We start from the raw sequence: 18,053 nt of genomic DNA, 5'->3' as shown, positions 1-18,053 counted from the left end.
CGGGCGCGCACTATTCCGTATCGGGTATTCCGTATCGAGTGTGGCGCGGAATGTCCCGGGCTCGGCGGATTTCGTCCCGTCCACCGCCGCGAACGGTCCGTAGATTCGGCAAGGTGCCATTCGCCCGACTCACCATCGCGGCCGCGGACATCGCGGACGAAACCCGCTCCCTGCTCGTCACCGAGATCACCGACCTGCTCGACAAGGTTCTGCTGAAGGATGCCGCGCACGCGGTCGTCCACATCAATATGACCGCCCCGGACCGATGGTTCGTCGGCGGGCAGCCGCTCGACGGGGCCATCGGAGCCCACCTCGAGGTCAGCATCACCGCCGGAACCAACACCTCCGCGGAGAAGGCCGAGTTCATCGAGCGCGCCTACTGGCTGCTCGCCCGGCATCTGCGCACCCTGCCGGACGCGGTCTATGTCGCGCTCTACGAGCTCGACGGCGAGAGCTACGGCTACAACGGCGTCACCCAGCTGGCGCGCCTGCGCCACGATCCCGTCGGGAGGGATTGAGATGAAATCGATCTCCGCTGCCATCGTGATCCAGGCGCCGCCGATGCGGGTCTGGGAGGTCCTGGTCGATTTGGGCGCCTACTCGGAGTGGAATCCGTTCATCCGGGAGGCACACGGGGAGATCGCGGTCGGCAGCACGCTGTACCTGCGCATGTTTCCGGTGACCGGCGGGCGGCCGACCACCTTCGAGCCGACCGTGCTGGTGGCGCGGCCCGGCGTCGAGGTGCGCTGGCTGGGGCGCCTGCTGCTGCCCGGCATCTTCGACGGTGAACACTCCTTCACCCTCACCGACACCGCCGACGGCGGCACCGAAGTCGTTCAGGCCGAGAAGTTCTCGGGTCTGATCGTGCCCTTCGTCGGCGGCTCCATCCAGAACACCCAGGAGAGCTTCGTCGCCCTCAACGAGGCGTTGAAGAAGCGCGTCGAACACTCCTGAACCGATGTGCCGAGGTGTCCGAGGTCCACGAGGGGTGGCCCCGGACACCTCGTGCGTTCAGCGCGAATCCGGTCGACTATCAGGCGAATCCGCTGCGCGGCGCCGGAATTCGTCGGGCGCCTGCCCGGTCCAGCGCTGAAAGGCGCGGCGCAGGGTGCGCGCGTCGGTGTAACCCAGTCGGGTCGCGACGGATTGCACCGGCAACCGGGTATCACGAATCAACGCGACGGCCTGCTCGTGCCGCACCGACTCGACCTCGGCCCGCCAGTTCGTCCCCAGTTCCCCCAAACGCCGTTGCAGCGTACGGGGACTCATCGACAGCCGGCGCGCCGCGCCCTCGAGGGTGAGGTCCCCGTCGCGCAGCGCGGCGGCGATGACGGCGCGCACCGAATCCCGTTCGCCCGGAATCACCCGGGAACCGGCCAGCACCAGTTCCGCGTAATGCCGCAGCATGGTGCCCAGTTGCGCGTCCGCGCCGGTCGGCAGCGCGGCCGCGTCGAGGAAGGTGATCTCGGCATGCGAGGCGCCGAAATCGATGCGCCCGGTGCCGAATTCGTCGATCAGACTGCGGTATCGACTGCTGTCGTGATGGGTGAACGCGACCCGCACCGGGATCAGCTGCGCGCGGGTCGCCTCGCGCACCCGGCGCAGCATCATCGAGAGCATGAACTCCTCGATCGGTGCGAGCACGACCGGGGGCTCGATGGGCGCGGACTCGCGAACGGTCAGCAGCCCACCGCTTTCCACCACCTCCCAACCGACCCCCGGATCGGTGACCACGCCTCGTAGCGAGACGACCGTGCGCAGACTTTCCGCGAGCGTCGGCGCGCTGGTGAACAGGTAGTCCCACACGTGCAGGCCGCCGCGATCGGCCGCGGCCGTCGCCAGCAGCCCCGAGCCGGGCCCGGCCGCGGCATCGATCAATTCCCAAGCCCGCCAGGCCCATTCGGTGGGCACCCGCAGCAGGTCGTCGGTCAAGAACGCCACCTCGAGGCTGGGATCGAGGGCGGCCAGTTCGGCCGGTGTCACCCCGACGCGCAGCGCGGTGGCCCGGATCAGCGCGGCGATGCGGGTCGGGATGGTGCCGTCGATCATCCGCCGAGCCTAAGGCGTGAAAAGACCCGCGAATCAGTCGGTTTGGCGCGAATTGTCCCGGAACGGCGGAGTCGGGCCCGTGACATCGGCGGGGCGGTCCAGTCCGAGGCGGGCCAACTCCATGCGGCTGCTCACGCCGAGCTTGGGGAAGGCGCGATACAGATGATGACCGATGGTCTTGGGGCTCAGGAACAGTCGGGCGGCGATCTCCTTGTTGGTGGCCCCGGCGGCGGCCAGGCGCACCACCTGCAGTTCCTGCGGGGTGAGGGTCGCGGTCCGGTCGGTCGACGGGGTGGGGTCCGTGCTCTCCCCGGCGGCCCGCAGTTCGGTGCGGGCGCGCTCTGCCCACAGGCTCGCGCCCATCCGCTCGAAGATCTCGGCCGCCCGGCGCAGATGGACGCGGGCGTCGGCGCGCCGGCGTTCGCGGCGCAGCCACTCGCCGTAGAGCAGGGCGGTGCGGGCGTGGTCGTACCAGAGTCCCTCGGCGGCTTGCAGTTTCAGCGCCTGCTCGTAGGCCGCGCCGTCGCCGTGCAGGGCCGCGCGGCCGCGCAGCGCGATGGCCTCGGCGAAGGGGGAGCCCAGGGCGGCGGCCCAGCGCTCGATCTCGGCCATGGCGTCGGCGGCCCGCTCGGGACGACGCAGCCGGACGGCGGCCTCCACCAGATCGCGCAGCAGGTGCACCCAGTGCCCGCGCACCCGATCCTTGATCCGATGCAGCGCCTCGAGCCGGTCCAACGCCGCCTCGTAGTTGCCCAGGCCGAGATCCAGTAGCCCGAGGGCCCATTCGGTGTGGGTGATATTGACGAAGTTGTCCTCACCGGAGCTCAGCCCGTGGATGGCCAGTGCGCGGCAGGTCCGCTCGTCGCCGCGCATGGCGGCCAGCACCGCGAGCACGGCTTCGGAGTAGTCGACCCACGTCGGCTGGTCGACGTCGCGGGCGATGCGCAGGCCCTCGGTGAGCGCGGTGCCGGCCTCACACAACCGGCCGAGCATGAGCTCCGCATTGCCCAGATAGGCGGAGGTGGCCGGGAACCAGCCGATCATGCCGCGTGCCCGGACCTCCTCCATCAATCGGGTCATGAGGTCGCGCGCGTCGGCGACATCACCGATGAGTAGGGCCTGACCGGCCAGGTTCAACGGCACCGACGGCACGTCCAGGCTCATCGAACGCGTGCGTGCCACCGTCGCGCGGATCATTCCGATCCCCGTGTCGAGGTCGCCGCCGGCCATCGACAGCGGGCCGTCCAGCGCGCCGAGCAAGGTCGTGCGCGCCGCCGCGGGCAACCGCAGCATCGCCAGTCGCTCCCGGGCCTGCCGGACACCGGTGAGATCGCCCTGCATGTAGGCGGCGCGCGCGGCCGCGACCAGCATGATCGCGGCCCGCTCGGAGTCGGTCGCGGCGACTTCCTCGCCGGCGCGCATCCACAGCGCCCGCGCCCGGCCGAGGGCGCAGGCGTCGAAGGCCATCAGGGCGCGGGCCGCCCCGATCCGAGCCCGGCCCCCGGGACCCAGCGGCAGCTCCTCCGCGGCCTGGGCCAACCGCATCGCGCGCTCGGAGCGGCCCGCCTCGGCAGCCCATTCGGCGGCCCGCGCCAGCCGCGCACCGCGCCGATCGGGTTCGGGGGTGAACCCCGCGGCGCGTTCCATGGCAGTGGACGCGCACGAGTAACCGGCCCGCTCGCGCGCGTGCTCGGCCGCGATTTCCAGTGCGGCGGCAATGGTTTCGTCCGGGCCGGATGCGGCCGCCGCGAGATGCCAGGCGCGCCGATCGGGATCGCCGGACAGCACCGCGCCGAGGGCGGCGTGGACCGCGCGGCGATCGGTGAAGGCCGCGCTGTGATAGGCGGCGGCCCGCTGCAGCGGATGCTGGAAGCGGACTCGGCCGTCATCCACGACGACCATGCCCGAAACCTCGGCGGCGGCCAGATCCTGGTCGGTGAGCCCCAATTCGGCCAGCGCGCGCAGGATCAGTCCGAGATCGCAGGTCTCCTCCGCGGCGACCACCAGCAGCACCGTGCGCACGGCCGCGGGCTGCGCGGCGATGCGATGCTCGAAACCGCTGCGCAGCCGGGCGGGCAGCGGCAGCGGGCCGACCCGCAGCACATCCGGGTCCATGGCCGGAAGTTCCAGCAGCGCCAACGGGTTTCCCATGGCCTCGTCCAGAATGCGGGCGGCGGCCTCGGTTTCCAGCTCGGGCCACCGGTCTGCAAGCAGCCGGCGCGCGGCCTCGGTATCCAGCGGCGCGGGGTGTTCGGTGCGCACCCCGGGGACGGTGAATCCGGTCCGCCCCGCGAAGAGCACCACGATGGTCTCCGACCCGAGCCGCCGCGCCGCGAAGCGCAGCGCGTCGGCGCTCGCCTGATCCAGCCACTGGGCATCGTCGATCAGGCACAACAGTGGTCCGGCCGTGGACAATTCGGCGAGCAGCGACATGGTGGCCAGCCCGACCTGGAACCGATCCACCGGCGCGGTCGGCGGCGCGAGCCCGATCGCGCCGCGCAGGGCCGCGGCCTGGTTGTCGGGCAGGCTGTCGATCGGCAGGTCGCCGGTGCGCCCGGACCCGAGCAGGCACTGTAGGCCCGCGAACAGCAGTTCGGACTCCGATTCCACACCGGCGCAATGCAGGATCTGCCAGTCCGCGCCGACCGTGTGGGCGGCGTGCTCCAACAGCGCGGTCTTGCCCTCGCCGGCGTCACCGATGAACGCGAGGGTGCCGCTGTGGCCGGACTCGGCATTGCGCAGTAGATCCTCGATCCACCCGATCTCCACCTCACGCCCGAACAGCACGTCGCTCAACCTTCCGAATCGATCAGTCTGCTTTCCAGGCCGTCCAGCATCCGATCCAGGCCGTAGCGGAACTTGGCGTCCCGGGCCGCGCGCACCTCGGTCTCGCCGCGCACCACGGGGGATTTCGCGAGCCGGGGATAGGTCGCGAGCATCGGTTCGAGCATCGGGCGGAACTCGGTCAGCCACTCCTGCTCGGTCTTTCCGCTGCGGGCGACCTTGGCCAGCCAGGCCGCCTCGGCGATCCCCACCCCCATCACATAGCTCAGCACGCAGGCGATCGCGGTGTCGATCTCGTCGCCGGGGAATCCGGCCGCGCCGAAGACCCCGAACAGACTTTCCTTGAGCCGCAGCATGTTCGGGCCCAGATAGTGCAGCCCCACGCACGGCAGGGCGGCGGGCAGCCAGCCGTGCCGCGCCGCCATCGACCGGATGCTCTGCGCGCAGGCGCTCACCGACGCCCGCCAGTCCTGCGGGCAATCACAGTGCGGCACCTCGACTTCGGCGTAGACCTCGTCCACCGCCAGCTCGAGCAGTTCCTCACGGCTCGCGACATGGCGGTACATCGAGGTCGCCCCGGCCTGCAACCGGGCACCGAGGGCGCGCATGGTGAGCGCATCGATTCCCTCGGCATCCATGAGCGAAATTGCCTCGGCCACAATGCGTTCCACCGTCAGTGTCGAACGTTCCCGCCGCTGTCGTACCCATACCGTCGCGTTCGACTGCACCTCGGACACCGGGCCCCCTCCCCACGGGAGGTTCGGCATCCCGCCCGCCCAATCTAGCGCACAGTGTTCGCATCTGCGAACAACGATCGCGCACAAGGGAAACAGCAGAGCGGGCACGGCGGTTGATCCGCCGTGCCCGCTCGTCCTCGTGCCCGAATTACGAGGGCTGCTTCACCTCACCGTTGCCATTGGTCGCGGACTCGACCTTCAGCGCGGGCAGCAGCGACTCCCGCGCCATCGAGGTGAGAGTGCCCGCCTGCTGGATGATCTCGGCCAGCGCCGAGGTGACGCCCTGCGCACCGTTGAGCACCGTGAATTGGCCGACATGCTCGAAGGGCTTCGCGGCGGCGGCCACGATCTCGGGCAGGTTCTGGGCGACCTGCTGGGCGATCACCGCCTCCTGGTTCTTGCTCATCGCCTCGGCCCGCTGCTGAATACCGGCCGCCTCCGCGGCCATCCGCGCCCGCATCGCCTCGGCCTCGGCCAAACCGCGCGCCTGGATGGCATCGGCGTCCGCCTGACCGTTGAGCCGGGTGGCCTCGGCCTGCGCGGCGGCACGCACCTTGATCGCCTCCGCCTCGGCCTGAGCCTGCATCTTCGTCTGTGCCGCAGCGGCTTCCGCACGCAACCGGGTCTCCTGGGCGTCGGCCTCGGCCTGGCTGATGCGCGCGTCGCGACTCGCGGCGGCGAGGGTGGTCTGCCGGTAGGCCTCGGCATCCGCGGGCTTGCGAATCTCCACCTGCAGCTGCTGCTCCTTCTGCTGCGCCTCGAGCTGCGCGACCCGGGTCGCCACCTCGACGACCGCCTGCCGGGCAGTGGCCTCGGCGAGCGGGCCCTGCTGCTGCGCTTCCTTGGTGGCCCGATCCACCTCGGCCTGGTATCCGGCCTTCTTGATCTGGGTGTCGCGCACCGACAGCGCGACCTGCGCCTGCGCGGTCTGCTCCTGCGAGATGGCCTCGCGCTCGGCGTGGGCGCGGGCGATGCGAGCGTGCTGCTCCACCTCGACCTGATGCGGAACCGCCAGGTTGGCAATGTAATTCGACTCGCTGGCAATGGACTGGATCTGGAACGAGTCGATCACCAGGCCGAAGGACTCCATCTCGTGCGAGCAGCGATCGCGCACCTGCTCGGAGAACTTGTCCTGATCACTGATCATGTCCTCCACGGTCATCGAGCCCGCGATGGCGCGCAGGTGACCGATGAAGACGTTCTGGACCTTGGTCTCCAACTCGTCGGCGGGCCGGTCCAGGAAGCGGCGGGCGGCATTCGCGATCGAGGAGTAGTCGTCGCCGACCTTGTACATCACCACGCCGGTGAGCTGCAGGTTGATCTTCTGGCGGCTCACACACGGCACCACGATCTGGGATTCGTGTGCCTCCAGCGAGATCCGGCGCACCTTCGTCAGACCGGGCGCCACCAGACAGCCGCGGCCGGTGACGATGCGGAACCCCATACTCTCCCCCGACCCTCCCGGACCGGTCCCCGCCCGGAAGCCCGAGATGATCAGCGCCTCATCGGGTTCGGCGACCCGCCAGGCCATTCGAAACAGGGTTACGGCCGCTGCCAGCAGGACTACCACCCCGACCACGGAAAAGACCAGGACGTCCACGGTGCACCTTCATTTCACGAGAACTACTTCGACTGTGCGACCGCCCAGGCTGTTCACCACGAGGACCTGGGCGTGCTTGGGAATCGTCGAGGCATCGTCGGCGGCGCGGGCCAGGAATCGTTCGGTTCCGAACCGCACCTCGATCACCACCTCACCGAGATGGCCGGGTGTGATTGCCGCTGTCACACGCGCGTACTTGCCGATCACGTCCGCCGCCATCAACACCACCCCCCGGAAACCGAAGATGCACGACCAACCACACGCTAGACCCGGCCACCGACAGCCAGCAATCTCTTTACGAAGTCGTTGTCACCATTATCGCGCGGCGTTCGTGATCTTGGTCAGCGCAACGGAATTCACGACCAGCAAACCCAGCGAAGCGGCCGCCAGCAGGCCCGCCGCGGTGGCCGCAGCATTGATGCCGACCGCGAAATCGGCGGCGTCCAGCGGCTGCCCCTGCGAGTAGAGGAACATGGCCCCGGCCGGACCGCCCGCCGCGCAACCGATGACCAGCGCCCGCACGGCCCGATGCGGGCGCAGGAACGACAGCAGCGCGGGCAAGGCCGCCGTGACGGCGAGCCAGTTGATCAGCCAGGGGTAGTCGTCACCCAGGAAATGCCAGTCGTCCCCGGACGGCAGCCGCACCGAAACCACGGCCGCACAGGCGAGCAGCGACAGCAACAGGGTCGCGATCGAGTAGCCGTCACGCGGAAGCCCGGGACGCGGATGCGGAGTATCACCCAGCATCAAGGCGACGGCCGCGAGAATTCCGCCCAGCACCAGCGACAGCATGCCGAACAACGCGATCCGCTCCCCCGACGCGCTACGGATCGACTCCGCGACCGTCGCCCGGTTACCACCCACCCACACCGCATTGAGCCGCAACAACATCGCGGTACTCCACACCCCGGTCAACCCCACCCCGATGAGCACCGGATTACAGAAATCCCGGGGCAGCTGCGGAATCAACGTCCGCACCCCGTGGCCGCCCCCGCGAAGAACCCGACAACGGCCAGCACCAAGAAGAAGTAATGCCCATGGAACAGCACCGAATCCACCGACCGGTCCCCATCGTCATCCTGAGCGAAGGGCGCGATCAACCCGGCCGTAAGAAACACCGATCCCACAACCGCCGCCAACCCGGCCAGCAACGTGACGAAGTCGATCACCCGTTCCCGAACCTCGCCCGCCACCCGGCCGCTGGACACCTGCCCCGGGGGAGATCCCTCCCCTGCCACAACGGCCCGACCGTCCAGAGCGCCATCCACGCGGCCGTCGGCAGCGCCATCAATGCCACTGTCCGTGGCGCGGTCGGCGCGGACAGTGATGTCCGAATGGACATTTCGGGCGGGGGCGGCCCGCACGGGGCGGCCGCCCGCGAGCGCGAGGTGCGCGGCTTCGGCCAGCGCGGAACAGTCGGGGTAACGGTCGCCGGGCAGCTTGGCGAGGGCGGTCGCGATGACCTCGTCAAGGGCGGGCGGGAGGTCGGGAACCAGGTCGGTGGGACGTGGGGGTGGGGCGGTGAGGTGTGCGGAGATCACGGCGGCGTGGTCGGAGCGGGGGAAAGGTCTGCTGCCGGTGAGGATTTCGTAGAAGGTGCAGCCGAGGGAGTAGATGTCGGCGCGATGGTCGGCCGGGGCCTCGCCGAAGCGCTCGGGTGCGGCGTAGGCGACCGTGGCGGTGGTGCCGGTCAGGGTCAGGGTGTCGTCGAAGGCGCGGGCGATGCCGAAATCGGTGAGCACGGCCCGACCGCCGTCGCGATCGGACACATCCACCAGAATGTTCGCCGGCTTCACATCGCGGTGCAGCACCCCGTGCCGGTGCGCGTAATCGAGCGCGTGCCCGGCATCGGTGATCAACCGCACCGCGTCCGGCGCGTGCAGCCGACCGCCGGCCGAGGACAGCAGCGCCGCGATATCCCCGCCGCTGATGTACCGCATACAGAGCCACGGGATTTCATCCCCCGGCGCGCTGCGATCGTAGATCGGCACGATATCGGGGTGCTCGAGTCGCGCGGCCAGCGCCGCCTCCCGGTCGAAGCGCGCCCGCCCCGGCGAGTCCAGCGACATCGCGGGCCCGACCCCGGCACCGCCGAAAACCTTCAGTGCCACATGACGATCCAGCCGCGGATGCCGGGCGAGATACACCACCCCCATGCCGCCCGCACCGAGCACGCGCTCGATGCCGAAGCCGGCGAAGTCAGCTCCCGGATCCAGCCGCATCACCCGCGCGCCCCTGTCAACACCTATCGCCTTGCCGCGCTACAGCTTACAGCGGGCATGATATTGCGCATGCTCCCCACCGACGACCTGGCCCGCACCGACCCTCGCCCCGCGGTGATCGACACGCCGCTCGGCATCGTGGAGTTCAGTCTCACGCTGGGCGCGGAGCGGCTACCGGCCCGGCCGGAAACCGTGTGGGAGCTGCCCAACGGCACCTTGCTGCAACGCTGGCGCCCCAAGGTGGCGACCGTGGATCTGCTGATCGGCCGCATCGACGTACCGGCCTGGGACGGCGGTGCGCCGGTCCCGATGTGGGCCGGAATCTTCCAGGTGCGCGCCGCCACCGCGGTGCCCGGCCTGATCGTCGCCGCCGCCCTCGACGACCTGCCGCCCGACGTGCACGGCGGCCCCGACTCCGGCGAATGCCTCGCGGCCGTGAGCGCGGAGAACGAGCGTTTCATGGTGTCGATCGGTGGCCCCGACACCGAGCTGCTGGCCATGCAGGCCGCCGACGGCCGGCTCATGCCCACCGCCTGGGCCCAGCAGTTACCGGCCGACGGCGATGACAGCGACACCGAATTCGGTGTGCGCTACGGCGACCGGGTCGCCCTCGCCTGGCATCTGCCCGGCCTGGCCACCGGCGAGGTGGCCCGACTGTGCATCGCCACCGCCTGGTGCCCCCGCGACGACGACCGCCCGGCGGCCTGGTTCGCCGTCGACATCCCCCTCGACACCGCCTACCACCACCTCACCACCGGAAGGCCCTGACCCGATGCACGTCGATCTGATGCTCGAATCCCTGGACGGCCTGTCCGTCGGGGACGCGGTCGGCGCCGAATTCCCGGTACTGCGCCGCGATCTCGGCGAGCTCCGCGACGGGCCGCTGCCCGCCGGCCGCTGGGAGTGGACCGACGACACCGAAATGGCCTGCGGCGTGGTCGCCGAACTGCTCGAACACGGTGCGATCGAACCGGATCGCCTGGTCGCCGGATTCGCCGCGCACATCGACACCCGCCGCGACTACGGCTTCATGACCGTCGACTCACTCGGCCGCATCGGCCGCGGCGCACCCTGGCGGGAGGTGGCCGCGGCCGCGTTCGGCGGCCAAGGCTCCTGCGGCAACGGCGCGGCCATGCGGGTCGCGCCGCTGGGCGCCTTCTATGCCGACGACCCGGAAACCACCGCCGCCCAGGCGATCCACTCCGCGCAGGTGACGCACTCGCATCCGGAGGGGATCATCGGCGCGGTCGCGGTGGCCCTCGCCGCCGCCACCGCCGGACAGGCTCGCGTCACCGGAATCCGGCCCACCCCCGAACAATTCCTCACCACCGTCCTGGACCGCCTGGACAACGCCGACACCACCCGTGGCATCGCCCGCGCCCGCGCGCTACTCGGCGCGCCGTACGACCATGTCGCCACCGAACTCGGCACCGGCATCCGGGTGACCTCCCAGGACACCGTGCCCTTCACCCTGTGGGTCGCGGCCACCCACCTCGCCGACTACCGGGCCGCCGTGGCCACCTGCGTGGCCGCGGGCGGCGACACCGACACCACCTCCGCCATCGTCGGCGGCATCGTCGCCACCCACACCGGCTCCGGCCCCGGCGGCCTCCCCGACACCTGGCTCGCCGCCCGCGAACCCCTCCCCGCTTGGCTCGACCGCACCCGCACACCGCCCAGCGCACGCAAATCGCCCGGCCGCCTGCGCCGTTGGCTCTCCGGCACGTAGCGTTCCTGCCACGGCACCACTCGACAGGAGGACACCATGCGCATCCGCCACGTCAAACTGCCCGTCAGCGACCTCGCCCGCAGCGTCGCCTGGTACTGCGATCTCCTGGATCTGCGGCTCGCCGGGGAATTCCGGGAGCACGGTGAGGTGCGGGGCGCGCAACTCATGCACCCGTCGGGCTTCGGGATCGCCCTGCGCGAACGCGAATACTGCGCCGGGAAACCGGATCTCGCGGGCTTCGACGTGTTCGCTCTCGAGGTCGAGTCGGTCGACGAACTGCACGCCTTCGCGGCCCGCGCCGACGAGTTGGAATACACCCGCGGCGAGGTATTCGATCTGGGCGACAACGGTGCGGCCCTGGACATCATCGATCCGGACAACCTGGTGCTCCGGCTGCTGGTGAACAATCCCTTTCGTGCCGATCGATTCCTCGGCGTGGACACCGACGGTCAGGGCGGCTTCACCCTCTACGACACCCCGACCCTCGGCTGAATTCGGGCTCCCCTCAGGCGAAGTGCTTGCGCAGGAAGGCCGCAATCTCCTCGGTCGCGGCGGCGGCCTCCGGGGTACCGTGCATCGTCTGGTAGACGTGCGGCAGGCCCTCGCCGACGTTCAGCGTCACGTCCACACCGGCGGCCTGCGCGGCCTCGGCGAAGCGCTCCGAATCGCTGAGGATCAGCTCGGCCGTACCGACCTGCACGAGCGTCGGCGGCAAACCGGTGAGATCACCGAAAAGCGGTGAGGCCGAAGGCTCCCGGGGATCCGCACCGGCCAGGTAGTCGGCGAAGATGCCGCGGATCATCGCGGGCTTGAAGATCGGGTCCTGCCCATCACGCTCGGTCATCGAAGCGCCGGAAGCGGTCAGGTCAGTGACCGGGGACAGCAGCACGGCCGCCGCGGGCAGTTCCGCACCGGCGTCCCGCAGTTCCAGCAGCAGCGCCGCAATCAGATTGCCGCCCGACGAATCACCCGCCAGCGCAATCGAACTCGCGGGCACACCCTGGTCCTCACGCAACCAGTTCCACACCGTCCGAACATCGGTCAGCACCGCCGGATACACCTGCTCGGGAACCAATTGGTACTCCGGAAACAGCACACGCACTCCGGCCGCGCTGCCCAGTCGCGCCGCCAACTCACCGTGACTGGCCAGCGAGCCGAGCGTGAACCCGCCGCCATGGATGTACACCAGCACCCGATCGGCCGACACGTCCGGCGCATCCACCCAGTGCGCCGGAACGCCCGCCACCGAAACATCGCTCACCCGAACATCTTCCGGAATATCGAAGCGCTTACCCGCGGGCAGGAAGTTGGCCCGCATCTGCTCGAGCGACGGCCGGGTGGCGGGCCGCTCCGCGCGCTGCCGCTCGAAATTCTCGATGAACTCCTGCATCTGCGGGCTCGGCATGGTGATTCCCCTTCGGTTCAGGTCTTGCGATCTCGTGTCGAGCCAACTCGGCACGTTCGGAAATTGTTCCGGCCCCCGGATACGAAACGACCCCGGTCACCGGGACCGGGGTCGTGAGAAGCACAGGGCCTCAAGCGTTGCCGTTGGCTTTCTCCGGCTTCGACTCGCTACCCGCCTCGGACTCGTCGTCCGCATGCTCGATGACACCGCGCTCGGTGCCCTCGTCGGCCTCCTGATCCGGCTCCGGATGCTCCGGGGAGAACTCGGCCGGCAGCCGCTTGATGTGCTTGTTCATGTTCATGATGAGCAGGATGGTGCCCGCCAGCAGCACCAGCACGATGACCAGACCCAGCGGCGAGGCCTTGCCGAATTCCGGTCCGGTGGGCGAATTGTTGGTGCCCTGGGCGAGCAGCATGAGCGTCATCGGTCAGCGTCCTCGGTATCTACATCGTCGATTCCCGCGAACAGGTCGGTCTCCGGAATCGCGGTCTTCACCCGCGTCTTGGCCAGCTCGAATTCCTCGGTCGGCCACAGCCGCTGCTGCATTTCCAGCGGCACCGCGAAGAAGGCCCCGTTGGGGTCGATCTGGGTGGCGTGGGCGCGCAGCGCGTCGTCGCGCTGCGGGAAGTACTTGGCGCATTCGATCTGGGTGGTGACCCGGCCCATGATGTCGCCGCGCTCGGCCGCGTACTTGCGCATGCGATCCATCCACTCCTGCATGGGGAACGGCTCGCCGCGACGCTCGTACTCGTCGGCGAACACCTCCAGGCGGGTCAGGCTGAAACCGTGGTTGTAGTACAGCTTCAGCGGCTGCCACGGCTCGCCGGCATCCGGGAACTTGTCCGGGTCGCCCGCGGCCTCGAACGCCGCGACCGACACCTTGTGGCACATGATGTGGTCCGGGTGCGGGTAGCCGCCCATCTCGTCATAGGTGGTCATGACGTGCGGACGGAACTCGCGCACCACCCGAACCAGCGCCTCGGTGGCCTCCTCCAGGGGCACCAATGCGAAGCTGCCCTCGGGCAGCGGCGGCATCGGATCCCCTTCCGGCAGACCGGAATCCACGAAACCGAGCCAGGTCTGACGCACGCCCAGCGCTTCTGCCGCGGCGGCCATCTCCTCGCGGCGGACCTCGCTGATGCGGTCCTTGATGCCGGGGGTGTCCATGGCGGGATTGAGAATGTCGCCGCGTTCCCCGCCGGTGAGGGTGACGACCAGCACCTCGTTGCCTTCGGCGGCGTAGCGGGCGGTCGTCGCCGCGCCCTTGCTGGACTCGTCGTCCGGGTGGGCGTGCACCGCCATGAGGCGAAGACCACTCACTTCTCGTTCACCTCACCGATCACGTTTTTACTCCGTAGCTAATGAGCCGAGTCCAGGCACGGGCGTCGGATATGCATTCCCTATAGTTCCATCCGATCGTTGTTTGTTCCGACCTACCCCCCGGGAGCGTCCCCGACATGAGTGAAAGACCGGCCGACCGGTACGGGATCGCGCCTCGGAAGAACCGCCGCTGGCTGCCCTGGGCCCTCGGAGCGGTCGTCATCCTCGCCGGGCTCGGTGTCTCCTACCTGGGCTACCGCACCTACGGTCCGCAGGCCATCGAACCCGACCGGATCGGCTACGAGATCGTCGACGACCACACCACCACTGTGGATTTCAAAGTGACACGCAAGGATCCGGGCCAAGCGGTCGTCTGCTTCGTACGCGCCATGGACGGCGACACCGACGAGGTCGGCCGCCGCGAGATCCTGGTCCCCGGTTCCGACGCCGGCACCGTCCGGGTCGTCACCACGATCAAGACCACCCGCCGGGCCGGCGCGGGCAATGTTTACGGCTGCAGCGACCACGTGCCGGCCTACCTGCGAGCCGGGTGAAAAGTCCGGTACACGGCTCGCTTTGACGCTTCTACCTGCGCCTTTCCGAATCGTGCTAAAATGACGCGATACACGGTTCCGGAGTTCGGAGCCGTGTTTGCTGCATTGACGGCCGGCGCTGTCGGGACTCTCCCCAGGGATCGCTCTGGCTGTCCACTGCTGTCGTGCCTGTCTTCGGATGGCCACGGTAGCGGGCATCAGGGAATCCCGGCTTGCCGGGGACAACTACTAGGGAGTGATCGAGATGACTGAGACCGTGACTTGGCTGACCCCGGAGTCGCACGAGAGGCTCACAAGCGAACTCGGCGTGCTCATCGCCAACCGTCCCGTCATCGCGGCCGAAATCAACGAGCGCCGTGAAGAAGGCGATCTCAAGGAGAACGGCGGTTACCACGCGGCCCGTGAGGAGCAGGGCCAGCAGGAGGCCCGCATCCGTCAGCTGCAGGAACTGCTGAACAACGCCAAGGTCGGCGTCGCGCCCACCAAGTCCGGCGTCGCACTGCCCGGCTCGGTCGTCAAGGTCTACTACGACGGCGACGAGTCGGACACCGAAACCTTCCTCATCGCCACCCGTGAAGAGGGCCTCACCAACACCGACCTCGAGACCTACTCCCCCAACTCTCCGTTGGGTGGCGCGCTCATCAACGCCAAGGTCGGCGAGACCCGCGAATACCAGCTGCCCAACGGCAACGTCATGAAGGTGACGCTGGTGTCGGCGGAGCCGTACCACAGCTGAGCAATACCCGCCCGAGAGCGAGGTCGTGACGCTCGAAGGCATCGGTCGTGAGAACAAAGAAGCGCCGCACCATTTCTGGTGCGGCGCTTCTTTTGGTGTACGTGCCTCAGGCGAGAGCCTGCTCGATGTCGGCCAGCAGGTCGCTGATGTCCTCGATGCCGACCGAGAGACGGACCAGGTCGGCCGGGACCTCGAGGGCGGAGCCCGCGGTGGAGGCGTGGGTCATCGCGCCCGGGTGCTCGATGAGGGATTCCACGCCGCCGAGGGACTCGGCGAGGGTGAAGATCTTGGTCTTGGCGCAGAAGTCGAGGGCGGCTTCCTTGCCTCCGTGCACGCGGACCGAGATCATGCCGCCGAAGCGGCGCATCTGCTTCTGGGCGACGGTGTGACCCGGGTGCTCGGGCAGGCCGGGGTAGATGACCTGGGCGATCTTCGGGTGGTTGGACAGGAATTCCGCGATGGTCTCGGCATTGTCGCAGTGCCGGTCCATGCGCAGGGCCAGCGTCTTGATGCCGCGCAGGGTGAGGAAGGCGTCCATCGGGCCGGGCACCGCGCCCGCGCCGTTCTGCAGGAACGCGAACTTGGTGTCCAGCTCCTGGTCATTGGTGATGAGCGCGCCGCCCACCACGTCGGAGTGTCCGCCGAGGTACTTGGTGGTCGAGTGCAGCACGATGTCCGCGCCCAGCAGCAGTGGCTGCTGCAGGTACGGCGAGGCGAAGGTGTTGTCCACCACCAGCTTCGCGCCACCGGCGTGCGCGACATCGGCCAGCGCCGCGATATCGCCGACATTCAGCAGCGGGTTGGTGGGCGTCTCCACCCAGACCAGCTTGGTGTTGGGCCGCATGGCCGCGGCGACCGCGTCCACATCCGACACCGGCGCGACCGAGTACTCGATCCCCCACTGCGTGAACACCTTGTCGATGAGCCGGAAGGTGCCGCCGTAGGCGTCGTTCGGAATCACCAGGTGATCGCCGGGCCGCAGGTTCGCCCGCAGCGCACAGTCCGTCGCCGCCATGCCGGAGGCGAAAGCCCGCCCGTACGTACCCGATTCGAGCGCCGCGAGATTCGCCTCCAGCGCCGTCCGCGTCGGGTTTCCGGTGCGCGCGTACTCGTACCCGCCGCGCATCCCGCCGACCCCGTCCTGGGCGAACGTCGAACTCGCGTAGATCGGCACGTTCACCGCACCGGTCTGAGGGTCCGGATCGAACCCGGCGTGCACCGCTCGTGTGGAGAAACCCAGCTGATCGCTCATGCCGAACAGCCTAAGGACACCCGGATGAAGCCCCCGCTCCGGGGTTTACGACCGGGTTAGGGTGGGCGAATGGTCACCGTGGATGAGCTGTTCGCGATCGATTCCCTGCTCGACGATGAGGAGCGTGCGATACGGGACACCGTGCGCGCGTTCGCGGGGGAACGGTTGCGGCCGCATATCGCGGACTGGTTCGAGGTGGGGACTTTTCCGGCTCGGGAGTTGGCTCCGGAGTTGGGGAAGCTCGGGCTGTTGGGGATGCATCTCGAGGGGTACGGCTGCGCGGGGACGTCGGCTACGGCTTATGGACTGGCGTGCCTGGAGCTCGAGGCTGTGGATTCGGGTGTGCGGAGCATGGTTTCGGTGCAAGGGTCGCTGGCGATGACGGCGATTCACAAGTACGGGTCCGAGGAGCAGAAGGTGCGGTGGCTGCCGGAGATGGCGGCGGGGCGGGTGATCGGGTGTTTCGGGTTGACCGAACCGGACTTCGGGTCGAATCCGGGTGGGATGCGGACTCGGGCACGAAGGGATGGGGACGACTGGGTGCTCGACGGGTCCAAGATGTGGATCACCAATGGGTCGGTGGCGGATGTGGCGATCGTGTGGGCGCAGTCGCGCGAGGGTGAGCGGGATGTGATTCGCGGGTTCGTGGTGCCCACGGACACACCGGGATTCAGTGCGCGGGAGATGAAGCACAAGCTGTCGCTGCGGGCCTCTATTACTGCGGAGCTGTCGCTGGACGGTGTGCGACTGCCCGCCGACGCGCAGCTGCCGGAGGCGCGCGGGCTGGCCGCGCCGCTGGGCTGCCTGTCGGAGGCGCGCTTCGGCATTATCTTCGGTGCGCTCGGCGCGGCTCGCGACTGTCTGACCGCCGCCATCGAATACGCGCGCACCCGCGAGGTATTCGACAAACCGCTGGCCGCCTACCAGCTCACCCAGGCCAAACTCGCGGACATGGCGCTGGAGCTCGGTAAGGGGCAGCTGCTGGCATTGCACCTGGGCCGGTTGAAGGATCGGCACGAGATCAGCAATGAGCAGATCAGTTCCGGGAAGCTGAACAGCACCCGCGAGGCCATCAAGATCGCACGCGAATGCCGGACGATTCTGGGCGCGAACGGGATCACGCTCGAGTACCCGGTATTGCGGCACGCCAACAATCTGGAGTCGGTCCTGACCTACGAGGGCACCGCCGAGGTGCATCAGCTGGTGCTGGGCGAGGCCCTTACCGGCTCGAAAGCGTTCCGCTGACCAGGCATTTCGCGCGAATGCGCGATTTGTCACAGCGGGCCCCTCAGACGCGAACCGGTTGCTAGCATCACCGAGTGTTTGTGCCCGGCTCCGCATTGCTCGTCGTTTCCGCGCGTAAGACCCTGAACCGTCTGCAGCGCACCCACGGAGCCCCCGCCGCCGAGGCCGCGGCCCTCTTCCCCGGTGTCTGCGCGGAGATCGATCAGCATGCCGCGGCCATCCGCGACATCCTCGACCTGGGTGTCGAGAACTCCAGCGTGGTCCCGGCCAGTGTGCTGCTGGCCGGTTACGCCCGCGGGATTCTCGAAGACCTGCGCGACGCGGACGCCGACGTCCCGCTGTCGCCGCTCGACTGGCAGGACGCCGACTGGCTGCACCTGCGCCTGGCCGCCGTCTGCTCGCTGGCCCGCCCGGCCTGAG

The 18,053-nt window shown here is 69.0% G+C and carries 20 protein-coding genes; 9 read left to right on the top strand and 11 right to left on the bottom strand.

The genetic code is table 11. From position 1 onward, the window contains the following. The first annotated feature begins 113 nt into the window (after positions 1-113). Both ACYVN4_RS01040 and ACYVN4_RS01035 read left to right on the top strand, forming a co-directional pair. The gene (locus ACYVN4_RS01040; RefSeq protein ID WP_460717309.1) at positions 114-518 is read left to right on the top strand and encodes a tautomerase family protein; all 405 of its coding nucleotides are present in this window, start codon (positions 114-116) and stop codon (positions 516-518) included. A 1-nt stretch (position 519) separates the two neighbouring features. Further along, positions 520-954 carry an SRPBCC family protein gene (locus ACYVN4_RS01035; RefSeq protein WP_460717308.1) on the top strand — a complete coding sequence of 145 codons (435 nt, stop codon included), beginning with the start codon at positions 520-522 and terminating at the stop codon, positions 952-954. Positions 955-1,011: 57 nt separating this feature from the next. Here ACYVN4_RS01035 and ACYVN4_RS01030 read toward each other — a convergent pair whose 3' ends face one another. The 7 genes from ACYVN4_RS01030 to ACYVN4_RS01000 form a co-directional block, all read right to left on the bottom strand. Continuing rightward, a complete protein-coding gene (locus ACYVN4_RS01030) occupies positions 1,012-2,049 on the bottom strand; it encodes a helix-turn-helix domain-containing protein (protein WP_460717307.1) in 1,038 nt (345 codons plus the stop codon). Between the two features lie 33 nt (positions 2,050-2,082). Continuing rightward, entirely contained in the window at positions 2,083-4,836 is a 2,754-nt protein-coding gene (locus ACYVN4_RS01025) for a helix-turn-helix transcriptional regulator (RefSeq protein ID WP_460717306.1), read from the bottom strand. Positions 4,837-4,841: 5 nt separating this feature from the next. Beyond that, positions 4,842-5,570, bottom strand: coding sequence for a TetR/AcrR family transcriptional regulator (locus ACYVN4_RS01020; protein WP_460717305.1), 729 nt, complete (start codon positions 5,568-5,570; stop codon positions 4,842-4,844). A gap of 148 nt (positions 5,571-5,718) precedes the next feature. Beyond that, positions 5,719-7,170 carry a flotillin family protein gene (locus tag ACYVN4_RS01015; RefSeq protein WP_460717304.1) on the bottom strand — a complete coding sequence of 484 codons (1,452 nt, stop codon included), beginning with the start codon at positions 7,168-7,170 and terminating at the stop codon, positions 5,719-5,721. Positions 7,171-7,179: 9 nt separating this feature from the next. Then, a complete protein-coding gene (locus tag ACYVN4_RS01010; protein WP_460717303.1) occupies positions 7,180-7,389 on the bottom strand; it encodes a hypothetical protein in 210 nt (69 codons plus the stop codon). Positions 7,390-7,485: 96 nt separating this feature from the next. Next, a complete protein-coding gene (locus tag ACYVN4_RS01005) occupies positions 7,486-8,148 on the bottom strand; it encodes a hypothetical protein (RefSeq protein WP_460717302.1) in 663 nt (220 codons plus the stop codon). Continuing rightward, positions 8,136-9,392, bottom strand: coding sequence for a serine/threonine-protein kinase (locus tag ACYVN4_RS01000; protein ID WP_460718319.1), 1,257 nt, complete (start codon positions 9,390-9,392; stop codon positions 8,136-8,138). Before ACYVN4_RS01000 ends, ACYVN4_RS01005 begins: the two co-directional genes overlap by 13 nt. Before the next feature lie 69 nt (positions 9,393-9,461). On the opposite strand from ACYVN4_RS01000, the gene ACYVN4_RS00995 reads away from it, so the two are divergent. Genes ACYVN4_RS00995 through ACYVN4_RS00985 form a run of 3 tightly spaced genes read left to right on the top strand, consistent with a single transcriptional unit; the run spans position 9,462 to position 11,613 of the window. Then, positions 9,462-10,160, top strand: a complete 699-nt coding sequence (locus tag ACYVN4_RS00995; protein WP_460717301.1) for a hypothetical protein — start codon at positions 9,462-9,464, stop codon at positions 10,158-10,160. A 4-nt stretch (positions 10,161-10,164) separates the two neighbouring features. Next, positions 10,165-11,121: an ADP-ribosylglycohydrolase family protein gene (locus ACYVN4_RS00990; protein WP_460717300.1), complete on the top strand. Its 957-nt coding sequence runs from the start codon at positions 10,165-10,167 to the stop codon at positions 11,119-11,121. Between the two features lie 36 nt (positions 11,122-11,157). Next, a complete protein-coding gene (locus ACYVN4_RS00985; protein WP_460717299.1) occupies positions 11,158-11,613 on the top strand; it encodes a VOC family protein in 456 nt (151 codons plus the stop codon). A gap of 13 nt (positions 11,614-11,626) precedes the next feature. Here the strand turns inward: ACYVN4_RS00985 and ACYVN4_RS00980 are convergent, their stop codons facing one another. From ACYVN4_RS00980 to mca, 3 genes are all read right to left on the bottom strand, one after another. Continuing rightward, entirely contained in the window at positions 11,627-12,526 is a 900-nt protein-coding gene (locus ACYVN4_RS00980) for an alpha/beta hydrolase (protein WP_460717298.1), read from the bottom strand. 130 nt (positions 12,527-12,656) lie between these two features. Continuing rightward, a complete protein-coding gene (locus ACYVN4_RS00975; RefSeq protein ID WP_460717297.1) occupies positions 12,657-12,950 on the bottom strand; it encodes a hypothetical protein in 294 nt (97 codons plus the stop codon). Further along, positions 12,947-13,828, bottom strand: a complete 882-nt coding sequence (gene mca, locus ACYVN4_RS00970; protein WP_460718318.1) for a mycothiol conjugate amidase Mca — start codon at positions 13,826-13,828, stop codon at positions 12,947-12,949. The genes ACYVN4_RS00975 and mca overlap by 4 nt, the downstream gene beginning before the upstream one ends. 155 nt (positions 13,829-13,983) lie before the next feature. On the opposite strand from mca, the gene ACYVN4_RS00965 reads away from it, so the two are divergent. Both ACYVN4_RS00965 and greA read left to right on the top strand, forming a co-directional pair. After that, positions 13,984-14,400 (top strand): DUF4307 domain-containing protein, encoded by a 417-nt coding sequence (locus ACYVN4_RS00965; RefSeq protein ID WP_460717296.1) that lies wholly within the window; start codon positions 13,984-13,986, stop codon positions 14,398-14,400. A 244-nt stretch (positions 14,401-14,644) separates the two neighbouring features. Next, positions 14,645-15,136, top strand: coding sequence for a transcription elongation factor GreA (greA, locus tag ACYVN4_RS00960; protein ID WP_460717295.1), 492 nt, complete (start codon positions 14,645-14,647; stop codon positions 15,134-15,136). A gap of 106 nt (positions 15,137-15,242) precedes the next feature. Here greA and ACYVN4_RS00955 read toward each other — a convergent pair whose 3' ends face one another. Next, entirely contained in the window at positions 15,243-16,388 is a 1,146-nt protein-coding gene (locus ACYVN4_RS00955; protein WP_460717294.1) for a cystathionine gamma-synthase, read from the bottom strand. 69 nt (positions 16,389-16,457) lie between these two features. Here ACYVN4_RS00955 and ACYVN4_RS00950 point away from each other — a divergent pair, with 69 nt between their 5' ends. Together ACYVN4_RS00950 and ACYVN4_RS00945 are read left to right on the top strand one after the other, a co-directional pair. Continuing rightward, positions 16,458-17,633 carry an acyl-CoA dehydrogenase family protein gene (locus ACYVN4_RS00950; RefSeq protein WP_460717293.1) on the top strand — a complete coding sequence of 392 codons (1,176 nt, stop codon included), beginning with the start codon at positions 16,458-16,460 and terminating at the stop codon, positions 17,631-17,633. Between the two features lie 74 nt (positions 17,634-17,707). Next, positions 17,708-18,052, top strand: coding sequence for a DUF6401 family natural product biosynthesis protein (locus tag ACYVN4_RS00945; protein ID WP_460717292.1), 345 nt, complete (start codon positions 17,708-17,710; stop codon positions 18,050-18,052). Position 18,053 lies beyond the last annotated feature (1 nt).

The organism is Nocardia heshunensis (assembly GCF_054782115.1).
The sequence above is the reverse complement of the archived record's forward strand: the minus strand, read 5'-3'. Positions and strand labels throughout refer to the sequence as shown.